Annotated in this window: 26 protein-coding genes and 1 riboswitch; of the genes, 13 read left to right on the forward strand and 13 right to left on the reverse strand. The window is 60.4% G+C overall.

The genetic code is table 11. The features are described from left to right. Positions 1-129 precede the first annotated feature (129 nt). From rpoZ to BS300_RS18740, 3 genes are all read right to left on the reverse strand, one after another. A complete protein-coding gene (rpoZ, locus tag BS300_RS18725) occupies positions 130-405 on the reverse strand; it encodes a DNA-directed RNA polymerase subunit omega (RefSeq protein WP_026456240.1) in 276 nt (91 codons plus the stop codon). Between the two features lie 80 nt (positions 406-485). Next, the gene (gene gmk / locus BS300_RS18730; RefSeq protein WP_033115281.1) at positions 486-1112 is read right to left on the reverse strand and encodes a guanylate kinase; all 627 of its coding nucleotides are present in this window, start codon (positions 1110-1112) and stop codon (positions 486-488) included. Between the two features lie 299 nt (positions 1113-1411). After that, positions 1412-2467: a glycosyltransferase family 9 protein gene (locus BS300_RS18740; RefSeq protein ID WP_071914609.1), complete on the reverse strand. Its 1056-nt coding sequence runs from the start codon at positions 2465-2467 to the stop codon at positions 1412-1414. Between the two features lie 200 nt (positions 2468-2667). On the opposite strand from BS300_RS18740, the gene BS300_RS18745 reads away from it, so the two are divergent. Both BS300_RS18745 and BS300_RS18750 read left to right on the forward strand, forming a co-directional pair. Continuing rightward, positions 2668-3381 carry a 3-deoxy-D-manno-octulosonic acid kinase gene (locus BS300_RS18745; RefSeq protein ID WP_071914610.1) on the forward strand — a complete coding sequence of 238 codons (714 nt, stop codon included), beginning with the start codon at positions 2668-2670 and terminating at the stop codon, positions 3379-3381. Between the two features lie 70 nt (positions 3382-3451). After that, the gene (locus tag BS300_RS18750; protein WP_071914575.1) at positions 3452-4315 is read left to right on the forward strand and encodes a sensor domain-containing diguanylate cyclase; all 864 of its coding nucleotides are present in this window, start codon (positions 3452-3454) and stop codon (positions 4313-4315) included. A 7-nt stretch (positions 4316-4322) separates the two neighbouring features. On the opposite strand, the gene BS300_RS18755 is transcribed toward BS300_RS18750, so the two are convergent. Continuing rightward, the gene (locus tag BS300_RS18755) at positions 4323-5177 is read right to left on the reverse strand and encodes a carboxylate/amino acid/amine transporter (RefSeq protein ID WP_071914577.1); all 855 of its coding nucleotides are present in this window, start codon (positions 5175-5177) and stop codon (positions 4323-4325) included. 43 nt (positions 5178-5220) lie between these two features. On the opposite strand from BS300_RS18755, the gene BS300_RS18760 reads away from it, so the two are divergent. Further along, a complete protein-coding gene (locus BS300_RS18760; RefSeq protein ID WP_071914611.1) occupies positions 5221-5679 on the forward strand; it encodes a DUF6314 family protein in 459 nt (152 codons plus the stop codon). Between the two features lie 126 nt (positions 5680-5805). Here the strand turns inward: BS300_RS18760 and BS300_RS21225 are convergent, their stop codons facing one another. Both BS300_RS21225 and BS300_RS18765 read right to left on the reverse strand, forming a co-directional pair. Beyond that, the gene (locus tag BS300_RS21225) at positions 5806-5967 is read right to left on the reverse strand and encodes a hypothetical protein (RefSeq protein WP_104016764.1); all 162 of its coding nucleotides are present in this window, start codon (positions 5965-5967) and stop codon (positions 5806-5808) included. Continuing rightward, complete coding sequence (locus BS300_RS18765; RefSeq protein ID WP_071914580.1) at positions 5952-6851, reverse strand: EamA family transporter; 900 nt, start codon at positions 6849-6851, stop codon at positions 5952-5954. The genes BS300_RS21225 and BS300_RS18765 overlap by 16 nt, the downstream gene beginning before the upstream one ends. Before the next feature lie 91 nt (positions 6852-6942). Between BS300_RS18765 and BS300_RS18770 the strand changes: the two genes are divergently transcribed. Continuing rightward, complete coding sequence (locus tag BS300_RS18770) at positions 6943-7902, forward strand: LysR family transcriptional regulator (RefSeq protein ID WP_071914582.1); 960 nt, start codon at positions 6943-6945, stop codon at positions 7900-7902. Here the strand turns inward: BS300_RS18770 and trpS are convergent. Then, on the reverse strand, positions 7881-8894 hold the full coding sequence (gene trpS, locus BS300_RS18775) for a tryptophan--tRNA ligase (RefSeq protein ID WP_019446260.1): 1014 nt from the start codon (positions 8892-8894) through the stop codon (positions 7881-7883). The genes BS300_RS18770 and trpS overlap by 22 nt on opposite strands. A gap of 192 nt (positions 8895-9086) precedes the next feature. Beyond that, a complete protein-coding gene (locus BS300_RS18780; RefSeq protein WP_005339229.1) occupies positions 9087-9524 on the reverse strand; it encodes a universal stress protein in 438 nt (145 codons plus the stop codon). A gap of 400 nt (positions 9525-9924) precedes the next feature. Here BS300_RS18780 and fabV point away from each other — a divergent pair, with 400 nt between their 5' ends. From fabV to BS300_RS18815, 6 genes are all read left to right on the forward strand, one after another. Continuing rightward, positions 9925-11112 carry an enoyl-ACP reductase FabV gene (fabV, locus tag BS300_RS18790; protein WP_071914586.1) on the forward strand — a complete coding sequence of 396 codons (1188 nt, stop codon included), beginning with the start codon at positions 9925-9927 and terminating at the stop codon, positions 11110-11112. A 92-nt stretch (positions 11113-11204) separates the two neighbouring features. Continuing rightward, positions 11205-11729, forward strand: coding sequence for a non-heme ferritin (ftnA, locus tag BS300_RS18795; RefSeq protein WP_041210835.1), 525 nt, complete (start codon positions 11205-11207; stop codon positions 11727-11729). A gap of 150 nt (positions 11730-11879) precedes the next feature. After that, positions 11880-13064 (forward strand): NAD(P)/FAD-dependent oxidoreductase, encoded by a 1185-nt coding sequence (locus BS300_RS18800; protein ID WP_083593536.1) that lies wholly within the window; start codon positions 11880-11882, stop codon positions 13062-13064. A gap of 77 nt (positions 13065-13141) precedes the next feature. Beyond that, positions 13142-14815, forward strand: a complete 1674-nt coding sequence (locus BS300_RS18805) for a sensor histidine kinase (RefSeq protein WP_071914590.1) — start codon at positions 13142-13144, stop codon at positions 14813-14815. 46 nt (positions 14816-14861) lie between these two features. Next, the gene (locus BS300_RS18810) at positions 14862-15593 is read left to right on the forward strand and encodes a LytTR family DNA-binding domain-containing protein (RefSeq protein ID WP_033115292.1); all 732 of its coding nucleotides are present in this window, start codon (positions 14862-14864) and stop codon (positions 15591-15593) included. A gap of 109 nt (positions 15594-15702) precedes the next feature. Further along, the gene (locus BS300_RS18815) at positions 15703-16899 is read left to right on the forward strand and encodes an MFS transporter (protein ID WP_019446255.1); all 1197 of its coding nucleotides are present in this window, start codon (positions 15703-15705) and stop codon (positions 16897-16899) included. Between the two features lie 74 nt (positions 16900-16973). Here BS300_RS18815 and BS300_RS18820 read toward each other — a convergent pair whose 3' ends face one another. The 4 genes from BS300_RS18820 to BS300_RS18835 form a co-directional block, all read right to left on the reverse strand. After that, positions 16974-18098, reverse strand: coding sequence for a 5-(carboxyamino)imidazole ribonucleotide synthase (locus BS300_RS18820; protein WP_071914592.1), 1125 nt, complete (start codon positions 18096-18098; stop codon positions 16974-16976). Further along, positions 18095-18604: a 5-(carboxyamino)imidazole ribonucleotide mutase gene (gene purE, locus BS300_RS18825; RefSeq protein WP_071914595.1), complete on the reverse strand. Its 510-nt coding sequence runs from the start codon at positions 18602-18604 to the stop codon at positions 18095-18097. Before purE ends, BS300_RS18820 begins: the two co-directional genes overlap by 4 nt. 63 nt (positions 18605-18667) lie before the next feature. Continuing rightward, entirely contained in the window at positions 18668-18970 is a 303-nt protein-coding gene (locus BS300_RS18830; protein WP_005321666.1) for a hypothetical protein, read from the reverse strand. Positions 18971-18974: 4 nt separating this feature from the next. Next, on the reverse strand, positions 18975-19901 hold the full coding sequence (locus tag BS300_RS18835; protein ID WP_041210841.1) for a sodium-dependent bicarbonate transport family permease: 927 nt from the start codon (positions 19899-19901) through the stop codon (positions 18975-18977). Positions 19902-20010: 109 nt separating this feature from the next. Here BS300_RS18835 and nhaR point away from each other — a divergent pair, with 109 nt between their 5' ends. From nhaR to murI, 3 genes are all read left to right on the forward strand, one after another. After that, positions 20011-20913, forward strand: a complete 903-nt coding sequence (gene nhaR / locus BS300_RS18840; protein WP_071914597.1) for a transcriptional activator NhaR — start codon at positions 20011-20013, stop codon at positions 20911-20913. Between the two features lie 35 nt (positions 20914-20948). Next, a riboswitch (cobalamin riboswitch) is annotated at positions 20949-21127 on the forward strand. A 51-nt stretch (positions 21128-21178) separates the two neighbouring features. Continuing rightward, a complete protein-coding gene (locus tag BS300_RS18845; protein WP_071914599.1) occupies positions 21179-23002 on the forward strand; it encodes a TonB-dependent receptor in 1824 nt (607 codons plus the stop codon). A gap of 111 nt (positions 23003-23113) precedes the next feature. Beyond that, complete coding sequence (gene murI, locus BS300_RS18850; protein WP_071914601.1) at positions 23114-23917, forward strand: glutamate racemase; 804 nt, start codon at positions 23114-23116, stop codon at positions 23915-23917. 7 nt (positions 23918-23924) lie between these two features. Here murI and BS300_RS18855 read toward each other — a convergent pair whose 3' ends face one another. Continuing rightward, positions 23925-24416, reverse strand: a complete 492-nt coding sequence (locus BS300_RS18855; protein WP_041210845.1) for an RNA-binding protein — start codon at positions 24414-24416, stop codon at positions 23925-23927. Positions 24417-24715 lie beyond the last annotated feature (299 nt).

The raw sequence follows: 24715 nt of genomic DNA on the forward strand, positions 1-24715 counted from the left end.
CCCGCAGCGGTGAAACGGCAATTCGTGGAGTTGAGCGTGTAGACCTGAGTTTGCGAGGTTTTCGAGCGGTTGTAAATGGGGATGAACAGTCGGCACCCGGGCGGGTGCCGACTATGGGGAAAGAGTGACTTAACCGCGGCCTTCGGCGATGGCAGCAACGGCAGCCAGCTCGGCGGCTTCCTGTTCTTGCTGCTCGTAGCGGTCCTGGGTGTCCATTACCTGGTTGTTTACCAGACCCAGTTCGATCTCACGCAGGGCGATCACGGTCGGCTTGTCGTTCTCTTCTTCAACCAGCGGATCTTTGCCTTGAACCGCGATTTGACGGGCGCGGCGTGCGGCGACCAGCACCAGGTCAAAACGGTTACCAACCTGTTTTACAGCATCTTCTACAGTAACGCGTGCCATGCAGGGCTCCAGTTATGTGGGCTTTCTGTGTTTAGAAAAGCGGTGTTTAAAAATGACGCAAAAGTTTACTCGTTTTTGGCTTATTCTGCCAGTAACTGTTGCAGCAAGTTTTGTTGTGCCTGCTGTTGATGACGCATCTCCAGCCGTTGGCACTCAATAATGGCTCTGAGCTGGAACAGCGCCTGCTCGAACTCTTCATTGATAATCACGTAGTCATATTCGTCGTAGTGCACCATTTCGGCAATGGCTTTTGCCATCCGGCCGGCGATCACTTCTGCGCTGTCCTGACCGCGGCCAATCAGGCGGCGTTCCAGCTCTTCACGGCTGGGAGGCAGGATGAAGATGGACTTGGTCGGCATCAGTTCGCGGATCTGGCGGGCGCCCTGCCAGTCGATGTCGAGGAATACGTCGATTCCCTGCGCCAGACAGGCTTCGATGGCGGCGCGGGAGGTGCCGTAGTAGTTGCCGAATACTTCAGCCCACTCCAGAAAATCACCGCGCTCGATCAGCTCCTTGAACTCTTCCACCTTGACGAAGTGGTAGTGGACACCGTGCTCTTCGCCTGGACGTGTAGCGCGTGTGGTGTGGGAGACCGATAGCTGCATCTTGCCAGCTTGATTGTGGTTGGTCAGCAAGGCGTTGAGCAGACTGGATTTACCTGCACCGCTCGGGGAGGAGATGATATAGAGAGTGCCTTGTTGCGCCATGTTATTACCTTTAATCGGAACCCGCATTTTGGTTGTAGCAGAGGCCGCCGTCTTGTGCCCGAAAGGGAGACAGCCAAACGCATGATGCGGATAAATTCTTGGATCAGGGGGATGTAAAGGCGGCGAATTTTAACAGAAGGTGGCGAATAAAAAAACGGCCGGAATCATATTCCGGCCGATCAAAGTGTTCGTAGCTTGTTGCGGGAGCGTAACCCACATCGGTCGTTATTCTGCCTGTCGCTCCGGCGTGGGGCCATCAGGTTATCCCTGCCTCACAGCTCGGGATTTCCGAGCTGCTTTCAGTCAGGCAGGTGGCGATCGGCGCAGAGGCGATCGAAGGCGGCGATGACCTGCTCGCTGGTGATTTTGCTCATGGCATCGGGATCCTTGAGGCGGGTGCGCCAGCTGAGCTTGGTCAGCGGCTTGCCGGTCTCCTGCTCGATCAAGGTCTGATAGACGCTGACCACATAATCCCGGCAGAGATAGGGGCCGGTGCGGGCCGGATTGTGGTGGGCATAGAGACCGATGACCGGTGTGCCGACAATGGTGGCCATATGGGTTGGGCCGGTGTCGGGGGCCAGCACCAGACTCGCCTCACCAATCAGCGCCAACAGCTGCTTGAGGTTGGTCTGGCCAACCAGATCGACCGGTTTGCTTTGGCTGAGTTGCCGGATCTCGGCGGCCAGATCCCGCTCCAGTTTGGCTGGCCCGCCACAGAGATAGACTTGAAAACCCTTGCTGGCTGCGTGATCCGCCAGTGCGGCATAGCCCGCTGCCGTCCAGTTCTTGAAGGCCTTGCTGGCTGCGGCGCAGATCAGCAGGGTCGGTTTGCCACCAATCTTCTCTTTCGCCCAGGCCTGATGCTCGGCGCTGATGGGCAGCTGCCAATCCGGGGTCAGATCCTTGATGCCGAGCTCTTTGGCAAAGGCGAGGAAACCGTCCAGCACGTGGGGAGAGGCGGGCGAGGGCACCTTGTGGTTGGTGAACAGCCACTGGCCGTCGTTGGCCCGCTCCCGATCAAACCCGAGTTTGACCCTGGCCTTGATGCCGAGGGTGGCGATGCTGGCGCGCATGGCTGCCTGCAGATGCAGCAGGGCATCAAACTGACGTCCCCTGAGGGTCTGCCACAGGTCGCGATAGCCGCGCCACCCCTTGCTCTTGTCGAAGGCGATCACTTCGACACCGGGCAGATCGGCAAACAGGGTTGCCTCGATTTTTCCGGTGATCCAGGTGATGCGGGTTTGCGGCCACTCCCGCTGGATGACCCGTACCAGTGCCAGCGCGTGGCAGCAGTCGCCGATGGCGGAGAGCCGCAGAATGCAGATGGAGGAGGGAGGCGTTTGAAATAGCGGCATGATGTGGCGCACGGCTGGCAAAAAGGGTGGATGGCATTATGCAAACTCCCCTGTGGATTGTAAAATTGCGCGCAATCGTCAGCCGGGCTTTGTCACCCGAATAGCCGCCATGGCTGGCACATGTTGCGGGCATGCCACAGTCGCAGCCTCATCGCCCATAAACAGGGGCGATCAACGACCCACCGAGCGGGATCTTCATGATGCTGATACAGACCGAACACAACCAGGTTTGCTGGTTCGCCGAAGGGGCCTTTCGCGACCCCACTTCCCAGTTATTCGAACCGACCTGGTGGCAGAACAACCGTCAGGTGGTGGGAACCTCCATCGGTCGCGGCGTGACCTGGTTCGTCAAGGATGAGTCCCGCCATCTGGTGCTGCGCCACTACTATCGCGGCGGCATGGTGGGCAAGGTGGTGCGGGATCGCTTCTGGTTCGAAGGGGTCGAATCGAGCCGCGCCATGGCGGAATACACCCTGCTGGCCAAGTTGTGCGAACTGGGGTTGCCGGTGCCGCGTCCGTTCGGTGCGCGGATGGCCAAACAGGGCCCATTTTATCGCGCCGACATCCTGATCGAGCGTATTCGCGGTGCCAAGGACATGGTCGCCCTGCTCAAGCAGGGGCCGGTGGCCAGCGAGGTGTGGCACAAGATTGGCCAGACGGTGCGCCAGCTGCACGATGCCGGCGTCTACCACGCCGATCTCAACAGCCACAACCTGCTGCTCGATAAGGATGAGAAGGTGTGGGTGATCGACTTCGACAAGGGGGCGATCCGCTCCCCCGGTGAGTGGCAGAAGGGCAATCTGGAGCGGCTGTTGCGCTCCTTCAACAAGGAGTCTCAACTGCACACCAGCTTCCACTTCGTACCGGACAACTGGCAGACCCTGATGGAGGGTTATCACGGAAAAGCGAGCTGACCCTGTTGCTCGCCGCCATGGCCAATGTTACTTATGAATCAGCTCTTCAGATTCGGTTTCGAGGTGCCCCATGGAAATGCTCAAGACACCTTTGGTGGATGTCACCGCCCGGCTTGATCCGGGTCTGCTGTTCGATGCCATGGCGCTGCTGGAGGCTGGGATCTGGACCTGGTCCCCGCAACAGGGACTGCGCCGCGACCCCTCCTGCCTGCGCCTGCTGGGGCTTGGCGATAGCTGGCCGGATGATCTCGGCTGGCTGGAGCGGGTCCATCCCGATGACGTTGCCCGGCTGGCTGATGCCCTGAGCGCTTGCCAGAGCGGCCGCAGCAGCGGTCTGCGCCTCGAATATCGCATTCTTCACCACCACGGCCACTACATCCGGCTGGAAGAACGGATCCGCCGTGACGAGCGGGGCCATCTGCTTGGCGTGGTGCGCCATCTCGATCCCGCCGTCGTGCTGGTGGAAGAGCGGCACGGCACCGATCCGCTGACCGGGCTGGAGAGTCGCAGCCGCTTCGAGCAACTGCTGGAGGAGAGGCTGTTGGCCGAGGGGGGAAGCTTCAGTCTGCTGCAGTTTTCCGTCGATCACATGGCCAAGATCCGCCAGCTCTTTGGCGAGGCCGCCTGTGACGCCATGCTGGCCAAACTGGCGCGCATCGTGCGTCACGAGCTGCGCCGCGAAGATCCCTTCGCACGCTGGGATGAGGACGGCTTTATTCTGATGCTCTCTGGCACCGAGCGGATGAAGGGGCTGGAGATTGCCGAACGGCTGCGCCTCGAGATTGCCGACGCCAGCCTGCTGCCACAGCGGCCGGTGACCGTCAGTATCGGGCTGGTACAGAGCCAGCCCGGCGAGCAGCTTGACCATCTGCTGGCCCGTCTGGCCACCTGCCACGGTCAGGCCAGACGGGAGCGCAACGCCGTCGTCGGCTAGTTGCCCCTCAGGATGAAGTGACCTTGCGATGCTGGCACACCTTGAGGGATGCCAGCATCAGTACGCCGCCGATGGCCAGCCGGGTCAAATCGGTATCCTTGCCCCAGATCAGCAGATTGACCAGCAGACCGGCCGGAATGAGCGCATTGTTCATGATGGCGAGCACCCCGCTGCTGACCAGCGTCGCCCCCTTGTTCCACAGGAAGTAGCCCAGCCCCGAAGCGCCCACCCCGAGCCAGAGCAGAATGCCCCACTGAAGCCCGCTGGTCGGGTACTGGGGTTTGCCCAGCAACCACCAGGCGGGCAGGGCGATCACCAGTGCTCCCAGATAGAAGCAGCCGAAAATCGCCAGCTGTGGCGGTTGCTCAGCCTCCCTCGCCAGCAGTACCTTGTAGCCCACCTGACCCATGGCAAAGCAGAGGTTGGCTCCCTGCACCACCAGAAAGCCCAGCGCATAGCTCTCGGTCAGCCCGTCAAAGCGGATCACGGCTGCACCGGCGACGGCCAGCAGGGCTCCCCACAGATAGGCGAGGTTGAAGCGCCGCTCAAGCAGGTCGTGGAGCAGGGTGACGTAGATGGGGGTGAAGATGGTAAAGACCAGCACTTCCGGTACCGTCAGCAGCAGAAAGGAGTGGTAGTAGAAGAGATACATAATGCCGAGCTGGATGGCGCCCAGCGCCATGAGTTTGGCCACCAGAGCGGGTCGCAGCCAGCGGCGGCGCAGGAAGGGCAGAAACACCAAGGTGGCGAGGGCGATGCGGGTCAGCACCGAAAAGTAGGCATCCACCTGACCGGCGAGGTAGACCCCGATCAGGCTGAAGGAGAATGACCAGAGCAGGGTGACCCCTATCAAGTAGTTCATGTGGTTGATTTGTCATCAGTTGTCAATTTTTGAGGGGGCTATGATGGCCGAGATGGAAGCGGCAATCCAGCGTTTATGGGCACGATTGCCACAGGTCGGAGCATTTGGCTTCACCGCCAGCAATGGCGAGGGGTCGGCGACCGACTGGAATGGTCGCGGCGAAGGGGTTGTGGCGGTGACCGATCATCAGGGTGGCTGGCTCTTCAGCGAGCAGGGGCGCTACACCACTCCCCATGGTCGGGTGCTCACCATGCACAACCGTTTCTGGTGGCAACGTAGCGAGCGGGGGATCCGCCTTTCTCACTTGCGTTATGAAGCGCCGGTCGAACTGTTCGAGCTGCTGCCACAAGGGGATGGCCGCTGGCTGACCGCCGAGCCCCATCTGTGCGGGGCGGATCACTACCGCGCCGAGCTGACCGAGATTGACGGCGGTTTTCTGCTGAGCTGGCAAATCACCGGCCCGCGCAAGAACGAGCGGATCGACTACCGCTACCGGATGTGAGTAGCGGCAAGCGAGCATAAAAAAACCGGCGCAGAGCGCCGGTAGCGGGGGACAAATCGGAGGTTTTTTAAAACAGTCCCAAAAAACAGGAGAGATGTACTCTCTTCACACACTCAGAAAAGCGATTCAGGCACTCAGGGCATAGCTCAGCATGGCTTGCAGCTTGCTATCGAAGAACCAGGGCAGTAGTACCATCAACAACCCCAGCATGCCCGCCAGTCGCTGGCGATACTGCCAGCCGGCAATCAGGACCAGACCGCCGCACAGGGTGGTCAAGATGCCTGACATAGGGTTGCCTCACGCTGTACACGACGCTGCTGGGCCCACTGGTTCATGGCGACCGAGCCGAGGATCAGGGCCAGTGCCACGCCGGTGGTGGGGTGGATCTGCTCGCCAAGGAACAGGGCGCCCAGCATCACGCCGAACAGCGGCACCAGATAGTTGCTGAAGGAGGCGAACGTCGGGCCGGCCTTCTGGATCAGCGCCATGTAGAGGAAGTAGACCAGACCGGTACAGAGGGTACCCAGCACGGTAATGGCGCTCAGGGCCTGGCTGCTCGGCAGGGTCAGGCTGCCGAGGTCAACCATGAAGGGGGCGACCAGCAGCAACTGGGTGGCCGAGGAGATCAGGATATTGCGGGCGACCACGACCGGATGGTCCTTGGCGAAGCGCTTGATCATCAGCAGACCGATGGCGAAGCAGCTGGCACCCAGCAGTATGGCCATGGCACCGAGCAGACCGGCGTTCATGCCCTGGGAGAGTTTCGGCCAGAACAGGGTGAGCACACCGGCAAAGCCGATGATCACGGAGAGCAGACCGGTTTTGGTGATTCTTTCACCAGAAATAAACAGCGGTGCAGCCAGAATGGTCACAAACGGGATACAACCCATGACCACGGCAGCGATGGCGCTATCCACATACTGCTGGCCCCAGGCGACCATGATGAAGGGGATGGTGGCATCCAGCAAGGCGATCAGCATGTAGGTCCGCCACGGGGTGTTTTCACTCTTGAGGCGCATGAACAGGCAGAGCAGACCCAGGGTCAGACTGCCGCACAGGGCACGACCCGCAGCCACCAGAATGGGGGGCAGCTCGGCAACGGCCTGGTGCATGAAAATGAACTGGGAACCCCACAGCAGGCCGATGGCCAGCAATAACAGATAGCTACGCATTTTAATCTCCGATGTATTAAGCCTGCGCATTCTAGGTAATCTGTTACTATGGTAAAAATGAATTGTCGGCATTCAACTATGGCTAATATCGATGGATAGCTCTCTCTCCCGCCTCGACCTCAACCTGCTCGCCGTATTCGACATGCTGATGCAGGAGCGCAATGTCACCCGCGCCGCCGAGCGGCTGCATCTCTCCCAATCCACCGTCAGCCATGCGCTGGGTCGGTTGCGGATCGCGCTGGATGACCCTCTGTTCGTGATGAGCCGACGGGAGATGATGCCGACCGAGCGCGCCAAGGCGCTGGCCGGGCCGGTGCGGCAGGCACTGGCGATGCTGGAGCAGGGACTGCGTCAGGCCAAGGGATTCGAACCAGCCAGCGCGCGGCGGATTTTCCGCATCGCCACCCCGGGTTCGGTAGAGCACGGGCTGGTGCCGCTGCTGGTGGATCGCTTGTTCCGCGCAGCGCCCCACTGCCGGCTGGAGGTGTGCGAGCTGGCCGACAGCGACTACGAACGGGAGTTGGAGAAGGGGGAGCTGGATCTGGTGATCGGTTTTGCCGGTGCCAACCACCTCTCGCCTCGTCTCTGGCGCGAGGAGTGGTTCAGCAATCCGCTGGTCTGCCTGTCGCCCCTTGGCAGCGAGCTGCCCGATCTGTTGACTCCGGTCGAGCTGGTGAGCCGCCCTCATATCCACACCTCCAGCTGGGGCCACAGCCAGGCGATGGTGGAGCTCTGGCTGGCCCGCTTCGGGGTGGAGCGGGAGTTGGGGGTCAGGTTACCGAGCTTTATGGCGGTGCCGCCGCTGATGGCGACCGGCCGCTATCTGGTGGTGGTGCCCGAGATGATCGGGCGCCACTTCTGCCGCTACTACCCGCTGCGGATGCATCAGCTGGATCCGGAGATCCCCATCGTCTATCTGATGGCGGGCCACCCGCTGACCGCCCATGACGAGGCGATCAGCTGGTTCAAGAGCCTGCTGCATCAGCTGGTGTACGACCTCTACGGCGCCGATGCGCTCGGTACGTCGACTCAGCGGATGCTGGCGAAGTAGTCGAGCCCCATGGCGCTTTTCACTTCAGCCAAGACCTCATCGGTGATGATGCGGGCCTGCTCGGTGCCCTGATAGAGCAGTTCCAGCAGCATCTTCTTGTCGGCGATGGCCGCGGCCCGGCGCTCCCGCATCGGGGCGAGCAGGGTCTGCAGGCAGTCGTTCAGTACCTGTTTGCAGCGCATGTCCCCCAGTCCACCGCGCCGGTAGTGCGCCTTCATCTCGGCGACCAGCTCCTTGTCCGGATGGAAGGCATCGAGATAGGCGAACACCGTATTCCCCTCCACCTGACCCGGATCGCTCACCTTGAGGTGGTTGGGGTCGGTATACATGGCGAACACCGCCTGTTTGACCTCTTCCGCCGACATGCCGAGCTCTATGGTGTTGCCGAGAGACTTGGACATCTTGGCCTTGCCGTCGATGCCGGGCAGGCGGCCGGTGTCGCTCAGGATCGGTTGGCACTCGGTCAGCACCTCTTTGCCCACCAGAGAATTGAAGCGGCGGACGATCTCGTTGGTCTGCTCCAGCATCGGCAGCTGATCTTCCCCGACCGGCACATGGCTGGCGCGAAAGGCGGTGATGTCGGCGGCCTGACTCACCGGATAGACCAGAAAACCGGCCGGCAGGGTGCGTTCGAACCCTTTTTGCTGGATCTCCGCCTTGACGGTGGGGTTGCGCTCCAGCCGGGCGACGCTGACCAGATTGAGGTAGTAGCAGGTGAGCTCGGCGAGGGCGGGCAGGGCGCTCTGCAGACAGAAGGTGGTCTTGGCCGGGTCGAGGCCGACCGCCAGATAGTCGGCCATTACCTCCAGCACGTTGTCGGTCACCTTGGCCGGGTTGTGGCCGTTGTCGGTCAGCGCCTGCAGATCGGCGATCATCACGAATTGACGGTAGTGGTGCTGGGCTTCGACGCGCTGGCGCAGGGAACCGACATAGTGGCCGATGTGCAGTTTGCCGGTGGGACGATCGCCAGTCAGGATAACGGGGTTGTGCATGTCACTCTCTCCAGTTGGGTGAGCCGGGAGGCGACAAAGGGATAAAAACAGTTGACCGCCTCTCGGCGGTCACGGTGTTTTCTTTGGGAAATTTACAATAGAAACGCGGTGCCGCCTGTTTAAGAGCAGCACCACCAGTAGTTGTGATTGAATGAGGTCATATTCATGGCAAATCACACTACGCCTGTTTGATCACTTCTGCAAGGGAACGACCAGCAGATCGCAGGGCACGGTATTCATCAGCTGGCGCGCACTCGAGGTGAGCAGGCTCCAGAAGCTCTGGCGATGGCCGCATACCAGCAGATCGATCTCGTACTCCTTGACCGCCTGATTGACCCGCTCGCTCAGATCGCCGCAGATGACCAGCTTCTTCTCGATGGGGTAGTCCACCGAGGCGAGGAAGGCCTCCAGCTTCTCTTTCGCTTCGGCGATTACCTGATCCTGCACGTTGTCGATGTCGATATCGATCATCTCGGTGTAGAGATCCTTGAGGTCCACATCGACATGGATAACCGACAGCTTGGCGCCGTTGGAACGGGCTCTGTCCACCGCCTTGTCGATCACCTTGCGGTTATCCTCCGACAAGTCGATCGCGGCCAGAATATGCTTGTAATAGGTTGTACCACTCATGGGATGTCTCCTTACCGATCCTTCACTCACTATACCAATCTCTGCTGAAACTAAAATGGTGCCTTGGGCACAGTTTAGGGATTTGAACGAGTTTAATTTCCAGCTGACGGTTGCAATTGACTCAATTAATAATCACTTTTTGCTCGTAAATTAAACAGGAGTTTGAGCTAGGTCACACCCACTCTATTGCCCGCAGCCGGTGAGAGGCATAGGATGTGCCCGTGCTTCGCAATGAACACAAAACAACAAAAAGCATCTGAATACCGCTTTGGGGAGCCACGTGCTCCCTTTTGTTTTTCTGCCTCATTTCTTGCCGCTTTTCTGACTGATAGCGATCCGGCATCAAGTTAATCTCCTTCGATTTGGTTATGCTGTAGCCAGTTTCTTTGGAGGCCTTCCCATGATCATTCATCCGCAGATCCAGGGCTGTGTAGCCCGCAACTGTCACCCCATCGGCTGCCGCGCCGCCGTGCAACAGCAGATCGAACGCATCAAGGCCGCTGGTCCGTTCAACGGGCCCAAGCGGGTGCTGGTGCTGGGGGCCTCCTCCGGGTTCGGGCTGGCGTCGCGCATTGCGCTCGCCTTCGGTGCCGGTGCCGACACCATCGGCATCTCGTTCGAGCGGGGCCCCTCCGACAAGGGGCTTGGCAGTGCCGGTTGGTACAACAACATCTGGTTTCGCAAGGAGGCGGAGCAGGAGGGGCGTATCGCCATCAACCTGATTGGTGATGCCTTCTCCGACGGCATGCGCCAGCAGGCCATCGACACCATCCGCCAGCAGCTGGGGCAGGTGGATCTGGTGATCTATTCGCTCGCGAGCGGCATTCGGGTGCTGCCCGATGGCACGCAAGTGCGTTCTGTGCTCAAGACCACCGGCCAGCCATTCAGCGGCTGGGGGCTGGATCTGGAGCGCGATACGCTGGTGCTGCAGTCGTTAGCGCCCGCCACGCCTGAGGAGATCCGCGATACCGTCACCGTGATGGGTGGCGAGGATTGGCAGCTCTGGATGCAGGCGTTGCAGCAGGCCGACTGTCTGGCCGCTGGTGCACAAACCGTCGCCTACTCCTATATCGGCCCGGAATCCACCTATCCCCTCTATCGCGATGGCACCATCGGTTATGCCAAGGAGCATCTGCACGCTACCGCCGAGACCATCAACCTGCAGCTGGCCGAGATTGGCGGTCACGCTTGGGTATCGGTCTGCAAGGCGCTGGTGACCAAGGCGAGCGCCTATATTCCTGTGCTGCCGGTTTATCTCGGCCTGCTGATGGGGGTGATGAAGGAGCGCGGTGTACACGAAGGTTGTATCGAGCAGATGCAGCGACTGTTCGCCGCCAAGATGTACGGGCCCAATGGGGTGGTGGCCGATGGCAACAGGTTGATCCGGATGGATGACCACGAGCTTGACCCGGCCATTCAGGCCGCCGTTTCGGCGCTCTGGCCCAAGGTGACGCCGGACAACTTCCACGGGCTGGGGGATTTTGCCGGGCTGCGGCAGGATTTCATGCAGCTCAACGGCTTCGAGTTGCCGGGCGTCGATTATGGTGCGCCGGTGGATGTCGCCTCCCTTGGCGAGCTGACACCCTGAGTTGGCAGGAACGGGATCCCCCTCTCTCTGGCGGGTTGATTCATGGCCGGAGTGTGGCGACAATCGATACCAAATCACTGAGGAGAAACAAGATGTTGGCCAAAGCCATGATCGAGAAGTTGAACGAGCAGATTAACCTGGAGTTCTACTCCTCCAATCTCTATCTGCAGATGAGCGCCTGGTGTGAAGACAAGGGTTTCGAGGGGGCTGCCACCTTCCTGCGCCAGCACGCCGTCGAGGAGCGCCAGCATATGGAGCGCCTGTTCACCTATGTGAGCGAGACCGGAGCCATGCCCAAGCTGGGCGCCATCGATGCCCCTCCCCACGAGTTCAAGTCACTGGGCGACGTGTTCCGTACCACCCTGGAGCACGAGTACCACATCACCAAGTGCATCAATGGTCTGGCCCACGTAGCCTTTACTACTCAGGACTACTCCACTTTCAACTTCCTGCAGTGGTATGTGGCCGAGCAGCATGAAGAGGAGAAGCTGTTCAAGAGCATCGTCGACCGTCTCGGTCTGGTGGGTGAAGATGGCAAAGGCCTCTACTTCATCGACAAGGAGCTGGCCGAACTGGCCAAGGGCGCCCCGGCCAGCATCATGGACAGCAACGCCTGATAGTCGTGGACACTTAGTGTTCAGCCAGTACAATAACGGCCCTTTTAAGGGCCGTTGTTTATTCTGCTGGGCAGCCACTATGGTTGTGTTCCGCCAGAGGCAATCTCGGTTCTGGCCAGGTGCCGTTTCTATTTTGATAAGTGAGTGATGATGAAGCAGGTCGATGTGGTGGTGATCGGGGCCGGTGCGGCCGGATTGATGTGTGCGGCGCAGGCAGGCTATCGGGGCCGCTCGGTGCTGGTGCTCGACAATGCCAAGAAACCGGGCCGCAAGATCCTCATCAGTGGCGGTGGTCGCTGCAACTTCACCAACCATCAGGCTGGCGCTCACGCCTACCTGTCGGAGAATCCCCACTTCAGCAAGTCGGCGCTGGCTCGCTACACCCAGCAGGACTTCATCGATCTGGTGGATCGCCACGGGGTCAACTATCACGAGCGCACCCTGGGGCAACTGTTCTGTCTCGAGAGCGCCAAGGAGATCGTCGATGCGCTGCTTACCGAGTGCGACTGGGCCGGGGTGACCCTGCAGTTCCAGACCGAGATCCTCACCGTCAGCAAGCAGGACGAGTGCTTCGTGCTGACGACCAGCAAGGGGGAGATCGGCTGTCACTCGCTGGTCATCGCCACCGGCGGCCTCTCCATGCCCAAGCTGGGGGCGACCCCATACGGCTTCAAGCTGGCGGAGCAGTTTGGCCTCAAGGTCATTCCGACCCGCGCCGGTCTGGTGCCCTTTACTCTCCATCAGGCAGAGAAAGAGGCCTTCGCCGATCTGGCGGGTATCAGCCTGCCGGTGGCGGTGACCGCCGAGGATGGCACCCGCTTCAAGGAGGCGATGCTGTTCACCCATCGCGGCCTCTCCGGCCCCGTCATCCTGCAGATCTCCTCCTACTGGCACGCCGGCGAGAAGATCCACATCAACCTGCTGCCGGAGCTGGATATTCCGGCTGCCCTGCGTGAATGGGCGCAGGCTCATCCGGCGCAGGAGCTGAAAACCGTGCTGGGGCGCGAGCTGCCCAAGCGCTTCGTCGACAAGCTGGTGGAGTTGGGTCAGCTGGTCAGCAAGCCGATGCGCCAGTACAACGAGCGGGAACTTGAAGCGATCGCCAACCTGCTGGGTGACTGGCAGATCCTGCCCAACGGCACCGAGGGGTATCGCACCGCCGAAGTGACCCTGGGTGGCGTCGATACCAACGAGCTCTCCTCCAAGACCATGGAGGCGCGCAAGGTGCCCGGCCTCTACTTCATCGGCGAAGTGGTGGATGTGACTGGCTGGCTAGGTGGCTACAACTTCCAGTGGGCCTGGTCCTCCGGCTGGGTGGCCGGCCAATATTGTTGATGTCGCTGGGGCTGGTTTATCCGGCCCCGGTTTTTGGTGATGATTGCGAGTTGAACGAGTGACAAGAGGGGGTCTGGATGCTTGAAAATCAGATGATGCTGCTGGCGGTGTTCGAACGGGCGGCGCTGATGCTGATGACCCTCTTCTTCCTGACCCGCACCCGGCCGTTCCAGCGGCTGTTCCAGAAACAGGATCACACACCGGCGGAGCGGGTGCTGGTTGCCACCATCTTCTGTCTGTTTGCTGTGTTCAGTACCTACACCGGCATTCCGGTGGAGGGGGCGTTGGTCAACGTGCGGATCATCGCCATTATCTCCGGCGGCATTCTGTTTGGCCCCTGGGTCGGCATTCCGGCCGGGGTTATCTCCGGTCTGCACCGCTATCTCATCGACATGGATGGCCACACCTCGATCCCGTGTCTCATCGCCAGCATCATCGCCGGCCTGCTCGCTACCTGGCTGCACCTGCGCTGCCGCAAGTCGCGGCTCTGGCTCTACGGTATTCTGGCGGGAATGCTGTGTGAAGGGCTCACCATGCTGCTGATCTGGCTGCTGACCGAGCCGCACGAGGTGGGCGTCGAGATCGTCAGCCATATCGCTTACCCGATGATTGCCGGGGCGCTCTGCATCGGTCTCATCATCAAGCTGGTGCAGGATCTGGATGACGAAAAGGAGCTGATTGCCGCCAAGCAGGCCAAGCTGGCGCTGGATATCGCCAACAAGACGCTGCCCTTCTTCCAGAACATCGACCGCCACTCCCTGAGTCAGGTCTGCGCCATCATTCGCAGCGAGATCAGTGCCGACGCGGTGGCCATTACCGACACCCGTGACGTGCTGGCTTATGTCGGGGTGGGCAAGGATTACTATGAGCTGGAGGAGCACCACGCCATCAGCGGCATGACCCAGCAGGCGGTGCTGCTCGACCAGATCATCATCAACAACGATCTGCGCCAGTACCATCTGGCCGACTTCCACTCGGTCATCATTATTCCGCTGCGGGAAAACGGCTCGGTGAGCGGCACCCTCAAGATCTACTACCGCCGCACCCACAGCATCACCAGTTCGCTGCGGGAGATGGCGGTTGGCCTCTCCCAGCTCATCTCCACCCAGATGGAGGTGTCGCGCATCGAGCAGTTGAAAGAGATGACCCGCAAGGCAGAGTTCACCGCGCTGCAGAGCAAGATCAACCCGCACTTCCTGTTCAATGCCCTCAACGCCATCTCGTCGCTGATCCGCATCCGGCCCCAGCAGGCGCGCCAGCTGATCGCCAATCTGGCAGATTACCTGCGCTACAACCTCAACAAGGGTGACACCCTCATCGACATCAAGGAGGAGTTGCAGCAGGTGCGCGATTACGTGGCCATCGAGCAGGCCCGCTTTGGCGACAAGCTGGAGGTGGTGTTTGATGTGGATGATGTGCATATCGAGGTGCCGAGCCTGCTGTTGCAGCCGCTGGTGGAAAACGCCATCCTGCACGGAATCCAGCCCCGCAGTGCGCCGGGCCGGGTCACCATCGAGGTGAAACAGCTGGCGGGCGGCATCCGGGTGGCGGTGCGGGACACCGGTTACGGCATCAGTCAGGAGGTGATCGACGGGGTGGCCGCCGGGCGGGTGGAGAGCCGCAGCATCGGCCTGATGAACGTGCATCAGCGGGTCAAGCTGCTCTATGGCGACGGCCTGCACCTCAAGCGGCTGGAGCCGGGTACCGAGGTGAGTTTCTATCTGCCGGATCAGGAGTCGATGCCATGCTGAGAGCCATCATGGTTGAGGATAAGTGTGTGCCGCGAGAGGTGTTGTCATGCTGAAAGCGATCATTGTGGAAGACGAGTATCTGGCTCGCGAGGAGCTCATCTATCTGGTGAATCAGCACAGCCAGATCGAGATAGTGGCGAGCTTTGAGGATGGGCTGGAGGCGTTCAAATACCTGCAGGATCACGAGGTGGACGTGGTGTTTCTGGATATCCAGATCCCCTCCATCGACGGTCTGCTGCTGGCCAAGAACCTGCACAAGTCGAGCCACCCGCCCCACATCGTCTTCGTCACCGCCTACAAGGAGTTTGCGGTGGAGGCGTTCGAGCTGGAGGCGTTCGATTACATCCTCAAACCCTACAACGAGCCGCGCCTCATCAGCCTGCTGCAAAAGCTGGAGCAGGCAGGCAAGTCGCAGGCGGGGCAGGGGAGCGAGCCGGGGGCAGCGCAGAATCGCACCGTCAATCTGGTGAAGGGGGAGCGCATCATCGTCACCCCCTGCGAGCAGATCTATTACGCGGAAGCCGACGAGAAGCTCACCTATGTCTACACCCGCGATGACCGCTACGTGATGACCATGACCATCAGCGAGTTTGTCAGCCGGCTGCCTGCCGAGGGGTTCTTCCGTTGCCACCGCTCCTACTGCGTCAACATCAACAAGATCCGTGAAATCGTCCCCTGGTTTAACAGCACCTATCTCATCCGGCTCCATGATCTGCCGTTCGAGGTGCCGGTCAGTCGCAGCAACATCAAGGCGTTCCGTCAGCTGATGCGGCTCTGATTGTCATTCATTCCCGCCGATCTGCATTTCATGCCTTAATCGATCGGCGCGAGCTGCGTCTTGCCTATAGTGGCCTCAATTTCCTTAAGGCCATCGACCGAGACGCATCATGACCAAAGAGATGAATCGCACCCGGTACCTGACACTGATCGGTACCATCATCACCCAGTTCGCACTGGGTTCTGTCTACACCTGGAGCCTGTTCAACGCCCAGCTCTCCGACAAGCTGGACGAGCCGGTGAGTCAGGTCGCTTTCGCTTTCGGCCTGCTCAGCCTCTCGCTGGCAGTCGCCTCCTCCATGGCGGGCAAGCTGCAGGAGCGGTTCGGGGTGCGCAACGTGACCCTGGGCGCCGGCGTGCTGCTCGGCATCGGCTTCTTCCTCACCGCCCATGCCAGCAATCTGGCGATGCTCTACCTCTGCGCCGGCATTCTGGTCGGTTTTGCCGACGGTACCGGCTACCTGATGACCCTCTCCAACTGCGTGAAGTGGTTCCCGGAGCGCAAGGGGCTGATCTCCGCCTGCTCCATCGGTGCCTATGGTCTCGGCAGTCTCGGTTTCAAATACATCAACCTGCTGCTGCTCTCCAGCTCCGGCCTTGAGACCACCTTCCAGCTGTGGGGCTTGATTGCGATGTCCATGGTGCTGGTGGGCGGCATGCTGATGAAGGATGCGCCCAAGCAGGCCGCCTCCGTGCAGCAGAGCGAGAGCCGTGACTTCACCCTGGCCGAGGCGATGCGCAAGCCGCAGTACTGGATGCTGGCGCTGATGTTCCTCACCGCCTGCATGAGCGGCCTCTACGTCATCGGCGTGGCCAAGGATATCGGCGAGAAGATGGTGGGTCTGCCGGCCGTGGTCGCCGCCAATGCCGTCGCCATCATCGCCATGGCCAACCTGGGTGGCCGTCTGGTGCTGGGTATCCTCTCCGACAAGATGTCCCGCATCCGGGTTATCACCATTGCCCAGCTGATTACCCTGGCGGGCATGGCGCTGCTGCTGTTCGTGCCGCTCAATGCCAATCTGTTCTTCGTGGCGGTTGCCTGTGTGGCCTTCAGCTTTGGTGGCACCATCACCGTCTACCCCTCGCTGGTGAGCGACTTCTTCGGTCTCAACAACCTGACCAAGAACTACGGTGTCATCTATCTGGGCTTTGGTCTGGGCAGCATCATCGGCTCTATCGTAGCCTCCCTGTTTGGCGGCTTTATGGCGACCTTCCACCTGATCCTGGTGTTGCTGGTGGTGGCGCTGGTGCTCTCCCTCACCATCCGTCTGCCGGCTCCCGTGGCGCTGACCACCGAACGGGCCTGATTAAACCTCTCTGCCACAGCAAGCAACAACAGAGACCCGGGCCATGCCCGGGTCTTTGCATTTCCGATGGTCGCTCAGCGTGGCGCTAGCCCCAGCTGCTGGCGGGCCTGACGGCAGGTCTCTTCCACCATTGGCCAGCCGTCACCGGTTACTGTGATATGGCCCATCTTGCGGCCGGGGCGGGGTTCGCCCTTGCCATAGAGGTGCAGATGCAGGCCGGGCAGCGCCAGCAGCGCAGCCCAGTCGGGGGTGCCGTTTTGCCAGAGATCCCCCAGCAGGTTGATTAACAGGGCGGGGCGCACGGCAATCTGCTCCGGCAGCGGCAGATCGCACAGGGCGCGCACCTGCAACTCGAACTGGCTGCATGCGGCGTTGTCGAGGCTGGGGTGACCCGAGTTATGGGGGCGGGGCGCCAGCTCGTTGACCAGCAGTCGGCCTTCCACCAGAAAGAACTCCACCGTCAGCACCCCCACGTAATCGAGGGCCGCGATGATGTGCTCGGCGATCCCTTTGGCCTCGCGCTCCAGCGCCGGCATATTGGCTGGGGAGCGAGTCTGGTCGAGAATGCCGCCGCTGTGCCAGTTCTGCACCAGTGGCAGGGCGCTGATGGCGCCGCTCGGGCTGCGGGCCAGGGTCAGGGCAAACTCCCCCTCCAGCGCCAGCCGTTTTTCCAGCACGCAGGGCACAGCACTGGCTGCCAGCGCCGTCGCCAGCTCATCCAGATTGTTCACTTGCCACTGCCCCTTGCCGTCGTACCCTTCGCGGGCCGTTTTGAGAATGGCGGGGAGGATTTCGCTGGCCTGTGTGGGGATGGGCTCTTCCGGCAGTAGCGCCAGATAGGGGGCGACCGGGATGTCAGCACCGCGCAGAAAGGCTTTCTCCTCGCGGCGATCCTGACAGACCCGCACCGCGCTGGCGGTCGGACGCACCGGCTTTTGTTTTTCGAGCAGCGCGAGGGCGGTGGCCGGCACGTTCTCGAACTCGCAGCTGATGGCCTCGCAGCGGCTGGCCAGATCGTGCAGGGCGGTCGGGTCGTCATAGGGGGCGACAATATGGTGATCTGCGGCGGCACCGGCGATGCTGGCGGGATCGGGATCCAGTACCACTACCTTGTAGCCGAGGCGATGGGCGGCCATCACGAAGTAGCGGCCGAGCTGGCCGCCCCCCAGCATGCCGAGGGTGGCGGGTGGCAGGATCATGTCGGCTCCTCCAGTTGCAGTGCCAGCACCCGATCTCGCTCGCGGGTGCGGAAGTCGTCGAGCTGCTGCCAGTAGCGGGGGGCGTCGCCGTCTTGTGCAACGGAGAGCAGAGAGACGACAAACAGGGCTGCGTTGGCAGCCCCCGCCTCGCCGATGGCGAAGGTGGCGACCGGTACCCCTTTGGGCATCTGCACGATGGAGAGCAGGGAGTCCATTCCCTTGAGATGGCGGGAGGGGATGGGCACCCCCAGCACCGGCAATGTGGTCTTGGCGGCGACCATACCCGGCAGGTGAGCGGCGCCACCGGCTCCGGCGATGATGGCGCGCAGGCCGCGCTCGCGGGCAGTGGCGGCATACTCGAACAGCAGATCCGGGGTGCGATGGGCCGAGACCACCTGCGCCTCGTAGGGCACGCCGTGCTCCTTGAGGATGCGGGCGGCAGCCTGCAGCACTGGCCAGTCGGAGTCGGAGCCCATTACCAGGCCGATCAGGGGAGGGGTGTTCATTTTCTCTGAATCCTTGCTGTTAAACGTTTGCTTTTGGTGAACAAAAAGAGCCGGCAAGCCGGCTCAGAATTTCTCGGGTCGCACGATTTCGACCGGTTGCAGAAAGGCGATCATGGCGTAATCGGGGTAGTAACGACTCTGCAGATGGGCCAGCAGCCGCTCCGCCTGCTCCCGGCTGCAGATGGCCTCCAGCCGGATGTTGCCGCTCTCGCTCCAGCTGGCGTTGCGCTCGCCATGATCCCCCCGGCCACGGGCATCTGTGATGGTGTAGCCGCGCAGCCCCTCGCGGGTGAGGGTGCGCAGCAGGGTAGGCTCCAGATTGGCTTCCGTGATGACGGTCAGCAGGGTGCGGGTCTCGGTCTGCATGTGGCTACTCCGTGAAGTGGCGGGCCCAGCTGTGGTAGAGCGGGATCCCCAGCATGATGTTGAACGGAAAGGTGACCCCCAGCACGGCGCTGAGTGACAACCCCGGGTTGGCCTGGGGCACGGCGATGCGCATGGTGGCCGGCACGGCAATATAGGAGGCGCTGGCCGCCAGGGTGGCCAGCAGGGTCAGGCCGCCGAGGGAGAGCCCCATCAGCTGGCCAGCTGCCAATCCCAGTCCAGCCGAGGCGAGCGGCATCAACAGGGCGAAGCCGAGCAGGAACAGACCATGGCGGCGCAGATCCTGACACTGGCGGGCGACGATGAGGCCCATCTCCAGCAGGAACAGCGCCAGCGCCCCTTTGAACAGGTCGACAAACAGCGGTTTGAGCGGGGCAATCCCGTCCGGCCCGGCCAGATAGCCGATGGCCATGCCGCCCAGCAGCAGGGTTACCCCTTTGCCGAGGAAGGTCTCGTGGGCCAGCATGCGCCAGCGGGTCTCGCGACTGATGCCGCGGGCGAGCACTATGCCCACCAGAATTGCCGGGATCTCCATCACCGCGAGAAAGATGGAGAGCTGGGATTCAAAGCTGATGCCCCGTTCGGTGAGCCAGTTCACCCCGACCGCAAAGGTGGCGACGCTGACCGAGCCGTAGTGGGCGGCGGTGGCGGCGGCATCGACCCGGTTCATCTTGAGGCGCAGTACGGCAAAGCCGAGCAGGGTCTGCACCACGCCGAGCAGGATCACCAGCGTCAGTTGTGGCAGCAGAGGTTGCAGGGATTGCTGGGCCAGACCGACGCCGCCCTTGAGGCCGATGGCCAGCAGCAAAAAGAGGGAGAGAGTGTCGTAGAGGGCGGGCGGCAGCTTGAGCTCGGAGCGCACCAGACCGGCCAGCAGACCAAACAGAAAGAAGAGAACAACGACGTCCAGCATGATGGCTCGCAGGGCAGTTCAGATAATGGTTGCATGCTAGAGCCCGCAATGTTTCGATAAAATCAGATTCTCGCTGATGGTTGTTCGGAAAAAACTGATAGGGAACGGCATGCTCAACTACAAACAGCTCTACTACTTCTGGCATGTGGCGCGCTGCGGCAGCGTGACGCAGGCCGCCGAACAGCTGCATCTCACGCCGCAGACCATCAGCGGTCAGGTCGCCGAGCTGGAGCAGTCCCTCGGGGTGGCACTGTTCAACCGGGTGGGGCGACGTCTGGTGCTGACTGCTGCGGGACGGCAGGCGCAGGAGCAGGCGGGGGCTATTTTCTCGCTCGGCGCCGAGCTGGAGCACACCCTGCGCCACGCCAGTCAGGAGCTGACCATGCAGGTGGGGATCGCCGATTCGGTTCCCCGCACCCTGGCGTTCGAGCTGCTGGCTCCCGCCATGGCGCTGGCGACGCCGCTGCGGTTGGTGTGTCACGAGGAGCGGGCCGAGCAGCTGTTCAGCGAGCTGGCCCGCCACAAGCTGGATATGGTGCTGATCGATCGCCCGCTCCCTCCCGACAGCGGCGTGCGCGGTTATAACCACGAGCTGGGGCGCAGCCCGCTGGCGCTGTTTGCCAGCCAGGAGCTGGCGGCGCGGGCGCGGGACGGCTTTCCCGCCTCACTGGAGGGGTTGCCGCTGCTGATCCCCGGAGAGAAGTCTGCCACCCACGATCGGCTGCTGGAGTGGTATCGCCAGCAGGGCATTCATCCCCATCTGGTGGGGCAGTTTGATGACTCCACCCTGATGAAGTCGTTCGGCAAGGCGGGGATGGGGATCTTCCCGGCGCCGCTGGCGATGGCCGACGAGATTGGCCGCCTCTACGGAGTGGAGCGGATTGCGACCCTCACCGACGTCACCCTCTCTTACTATCTGGTGTCGGCAGGGCGCCATCTCTCTCATCCCGGGGTGCAGGCGGTGATGGAGGGGGCCCAGCAGCGGCTGGCGGCGCTGGTGGGCAACAAATAGAAATCTGGATGGCTATACATCCAGCCTTGCTCTGCCTATAATCCTCCCGCTTTGGCGCATCATGCTTAATAGGGAATCCGGTGAGAATCCGGAGCTGGCGCGCAGCGGTAAGGGGGAACGAAGCGACATCAGGGCACTGCCGTCAGGCGGGAAGCCGTCGCCGTAGGCTATCAGCCCCCGAGCCCGAAGACCTGCCAGAGTTCGTATTTCGGGCCGAGAGAAACCGGCCACGAAGTAGATACTTACGCGAACTTAAGGATCTCTCATGTCGAAGAAATTTCTGGCGGCTGCCCTGTTGCCGACGGCGGCATTTGCCCAAACAACCATCCCCATCAATCCAACTCTGGTCATTACGGCCAACCGCGTGGAACAACCGGTCAGCTCGGTGCTGGCGCCCGTTGTGGTGATCGATCGCGCCGAGATCGAATCTCGTCAGGTTCAGAGTTTGCCCGATCTGCTGAAAACCCTGCCCGGTGTGCAGATGGCGACACTGGGAGGCCGGGGTCACATCAGCAGCCTGTTTATCCGTGGAACCAACTCCAACCACTCGCTGGTTTTGATGAATGGTCGTCCGATTGCAGCCATGGTGGCGGGTACGCCTGATCTCAGCCAAATCCCGCTCGGCAATATCGAGCGAATCGAGTATATCCGTGGCCCACGCGCGGCTGTGTATGGTTCTGATGCCATTGGCGGCGTTATCAACCTCATCACCAAAACATCCGCCAAAAATGGCAGCGAGACACACCTGAAGGGCGGTGCTGGCAGCAATGGTTATGGCCAAGGCGAGCTCAGAACGGTTCAGTCATTGGGTCAAAAAACCGATATGAACATGCTGATCGGCTACGAGCGTACCGATGGTTTTGATGTCGTAGCAAATACCAAACAGCCGGATCGGGATGGTTTTGCCAGCCGTAATGGCCAAATTGGTTTGAACCACGCTTTTAATGATGCTTGGAGTGCGGACTTCAATGCTCAGGGCTATGACAATCTCACCGACACAGATGGCAGCACGGACCAGAGTCGGGTACAGGCTTTCCAATATGATGGTGGTCTCAAGTTCCAGGGTAAGGATCTGAGCAGTCGACTTGAAGCCAGTTACGGTGAGAACAAGCTGAAGACTTGGCAGGAGGCTAAAGGAGAGGCTAGCGGTGAGCCTATTCATACAGGTTTAACCCGCTTCTCCTGGATTAACAGTTGGAGCGGCATCGAAGGGATGAATCTGACCGGTGGCGCAGATTGGCAGCGTGAGGAGATGAAATCAGACTCCCGCAGCTATGGCAAAACCTTCAGCGCACCTGATCGCGACAATACCGGTCTGTTTGCCGTGGGGAGCTACCGTTGGCAGGCGCTGCTGTGGGAGTTGTCAGGTCGTACCGATGACAACCAGCAATATGGCCGTCACAACACCTGGTCTGCGGCCAGCGGGCTGGATATCGATGAAAACCATAATGTCCGGCTGAGCTACGGTACTGGCTTCAAAGCGCCCACCTTCAACCAGCTCTATTATCCCGGGTCTGAGAATCCGACACTCAAGCCGGAAGAGAGCAAAAACCTGGAGCTGGGTCTGTCAGGTCGCTATTCGGCCTGGGACTGGTCTGTAAATCTGTATCGCAACCGCATCGATAATCTGATTTATTGCCTGACCAGCATGAGCTACACATGCAATCCCAAAAATACCACGGCGGATATCAAAGGGGTGGAAACGGAAATCGGTATCGATACCGGGCCCGTGCATCATCGTTTGAGTTACGACTACACCAGAGCCAAAGACAAGGGTAATCAGGATTTGCAGTTGCTGCGCAGAGCCGAGCATAAGGGTAGCTGGATCGCAGATACCCGATTCGATGCCACGACACTGACGACTGAGCTGCTCTATGTCGGCAAGCGCTATGACAATAACTGGGCGACAAACCAACGGGTAGAGCTCGGAGCGTATACATTGTTAAACCTGGCCGCCAGTTACGAGGTGACTCAGCAATTTACCTTGGGGGGGCGTATAGATAACTTGTTCGATCGTGATTACGCCCCTGCCTATGGTTATGCCTCACCGGGTACCGAGTTCAAAGTGACTGCCGATTATCGCTTCTGATGCTTTATTCGGTTCATCTTTGAAAAACCGAGGCCCTGCCATTGGCAGGGCCTTTTCTATTGGCGGCAGGCGGGAGTATGATCGCCGCCTTGCACCAAAGGGGGAGGTCAAGTGGCCAATATTCTCGTGTTTGACTCCGGTATGGGTGGCCTGACCATCTACCGCGAGATCCGTCGCGTTCTGCCGGTACACAACTATTTCTACTGCTTCGACAATGCCAACTTCCCCTATGGTGAATTGAGCGAGCCCGCCCTGATTGCTGCATGCTCCCGCTTGGTGACCACCATGGTGGCCCGTCATCATATCGATCTGGTGGTGATTGCCTGCAACACGGCCAGCACCATAGCGCTGCCGGCTCTGCGTGAGGCACTTGATATTCCCGTGGTGGGGGTGGTGCCTGCCATCAAGCCCGCCGCTGCGCAGACTCGCAACGGTTGTATTGGCCTGCTGGCCACGCCGGGCACCGTCAGCCGCGATTATACCCACGAACTGATCGCCCAGTTTGCCCCCGGCAAGCGGGTGTTGCTCAAGGGCACCACCGAGCTGGTAATAGAAGCAGAGCACAAGCTGGCGGGCCTGCCGGTCAATATGGCGCTGCTGCGTGAAGTGCTGGCTGACTGGCTGGAGGGGAAAGAGAAGCCGGATACGCTGGTACTCGGTTGTACCCACTTCCCGCTACTCAATGAAGAGATTGGGCAGTTGATGCCGCAATGTCAGCTGATCGACTCGGGCAGTGCAGTTGCCAAACGGGTGGCCTGGTTGCTGAGCAATGGCGGGCATGCAACCTTGCAGCCTGTACATATAGAAGAGGTGATTGCCAGGGCTTACTGCACCAGGCTGGATGGGGAGGCCCAAAAACTGACAGCCCCCTTGCAAGCATGGGGGCTGTCATCATTGGAAGAGGTGGGGTTCTGACGGGGGATCAAGCCTCGACTTCACCACCCTCCTTCTCCTCTTTGTCTCGTTTGTCGTTCGCTTCGCGTACCTTGAGGGTGCGCTGCTGATACTCTTTGTCATTCAATGCGGCAATCGCTTTGGCAGCATCGGCAGCAGGCATCTCGACGAAACCAAATCCTCTGCGCTTGCCGGTTGCCTTGTCCTTCATCAGGCGTACGGAAATTACCTGGCCCTGTTCGGCAAACAATTCGCGCACGGCAATCTCGTTGGCGCGATATGGCAGGTTGCCTACATATAAGGTGCAAGTCTCCTGATTGGCGATCGCTTCGGCTGCATTAGCCGGGGTTCTTTTCAGGAGCAGCGGTACCACAAAACCGCCAATCGCCAGACCTGCTGCAAAAATGACTTCCGCTTTCAAAGAGAATTGCAGGGCCTGGGCAACCAGGTAGCCAACCACTGCCAATACCAGAGCAAGGATTGCGGCCTGCATATAGACGGGAAACTTGGATAAATTCATCTTAAAAGACCTTTTGTAAATGAAAGCAAAAAAGGTGCAACACTGTATTCACCTCCATGGTAACCAGCTTTCCTGATTGGCGCTACCATGGTCCACTCGGAAGAGGTTATCGGCTCCAGTATGGCACTCCCAAAGGCTCTGGCGGCGATATAAATGACGCTAAAAGGGGAGTGAAACAGTTGGATTGTGGATAACCTTGTATATATACACTGAATAAGCTGTTTCTAATTGAATAATTTGAAATTTTCGTGATTTTCTTCAAAAAAACTATTGTCATCGCGGCGCGGCTCCCTATAATG

Origin of the sequence: Aeromonas sp. SCS5, from assembly GCF_001887375.1 — a bacterium.
GTDB classification, from domain to species: domain Bacteria; phylum Pseudomonadota; class Gammaproteobacteria; order Enterobacterales; family Aeromonadaceae; genus Aeromonas; species Aeromonas jandaei.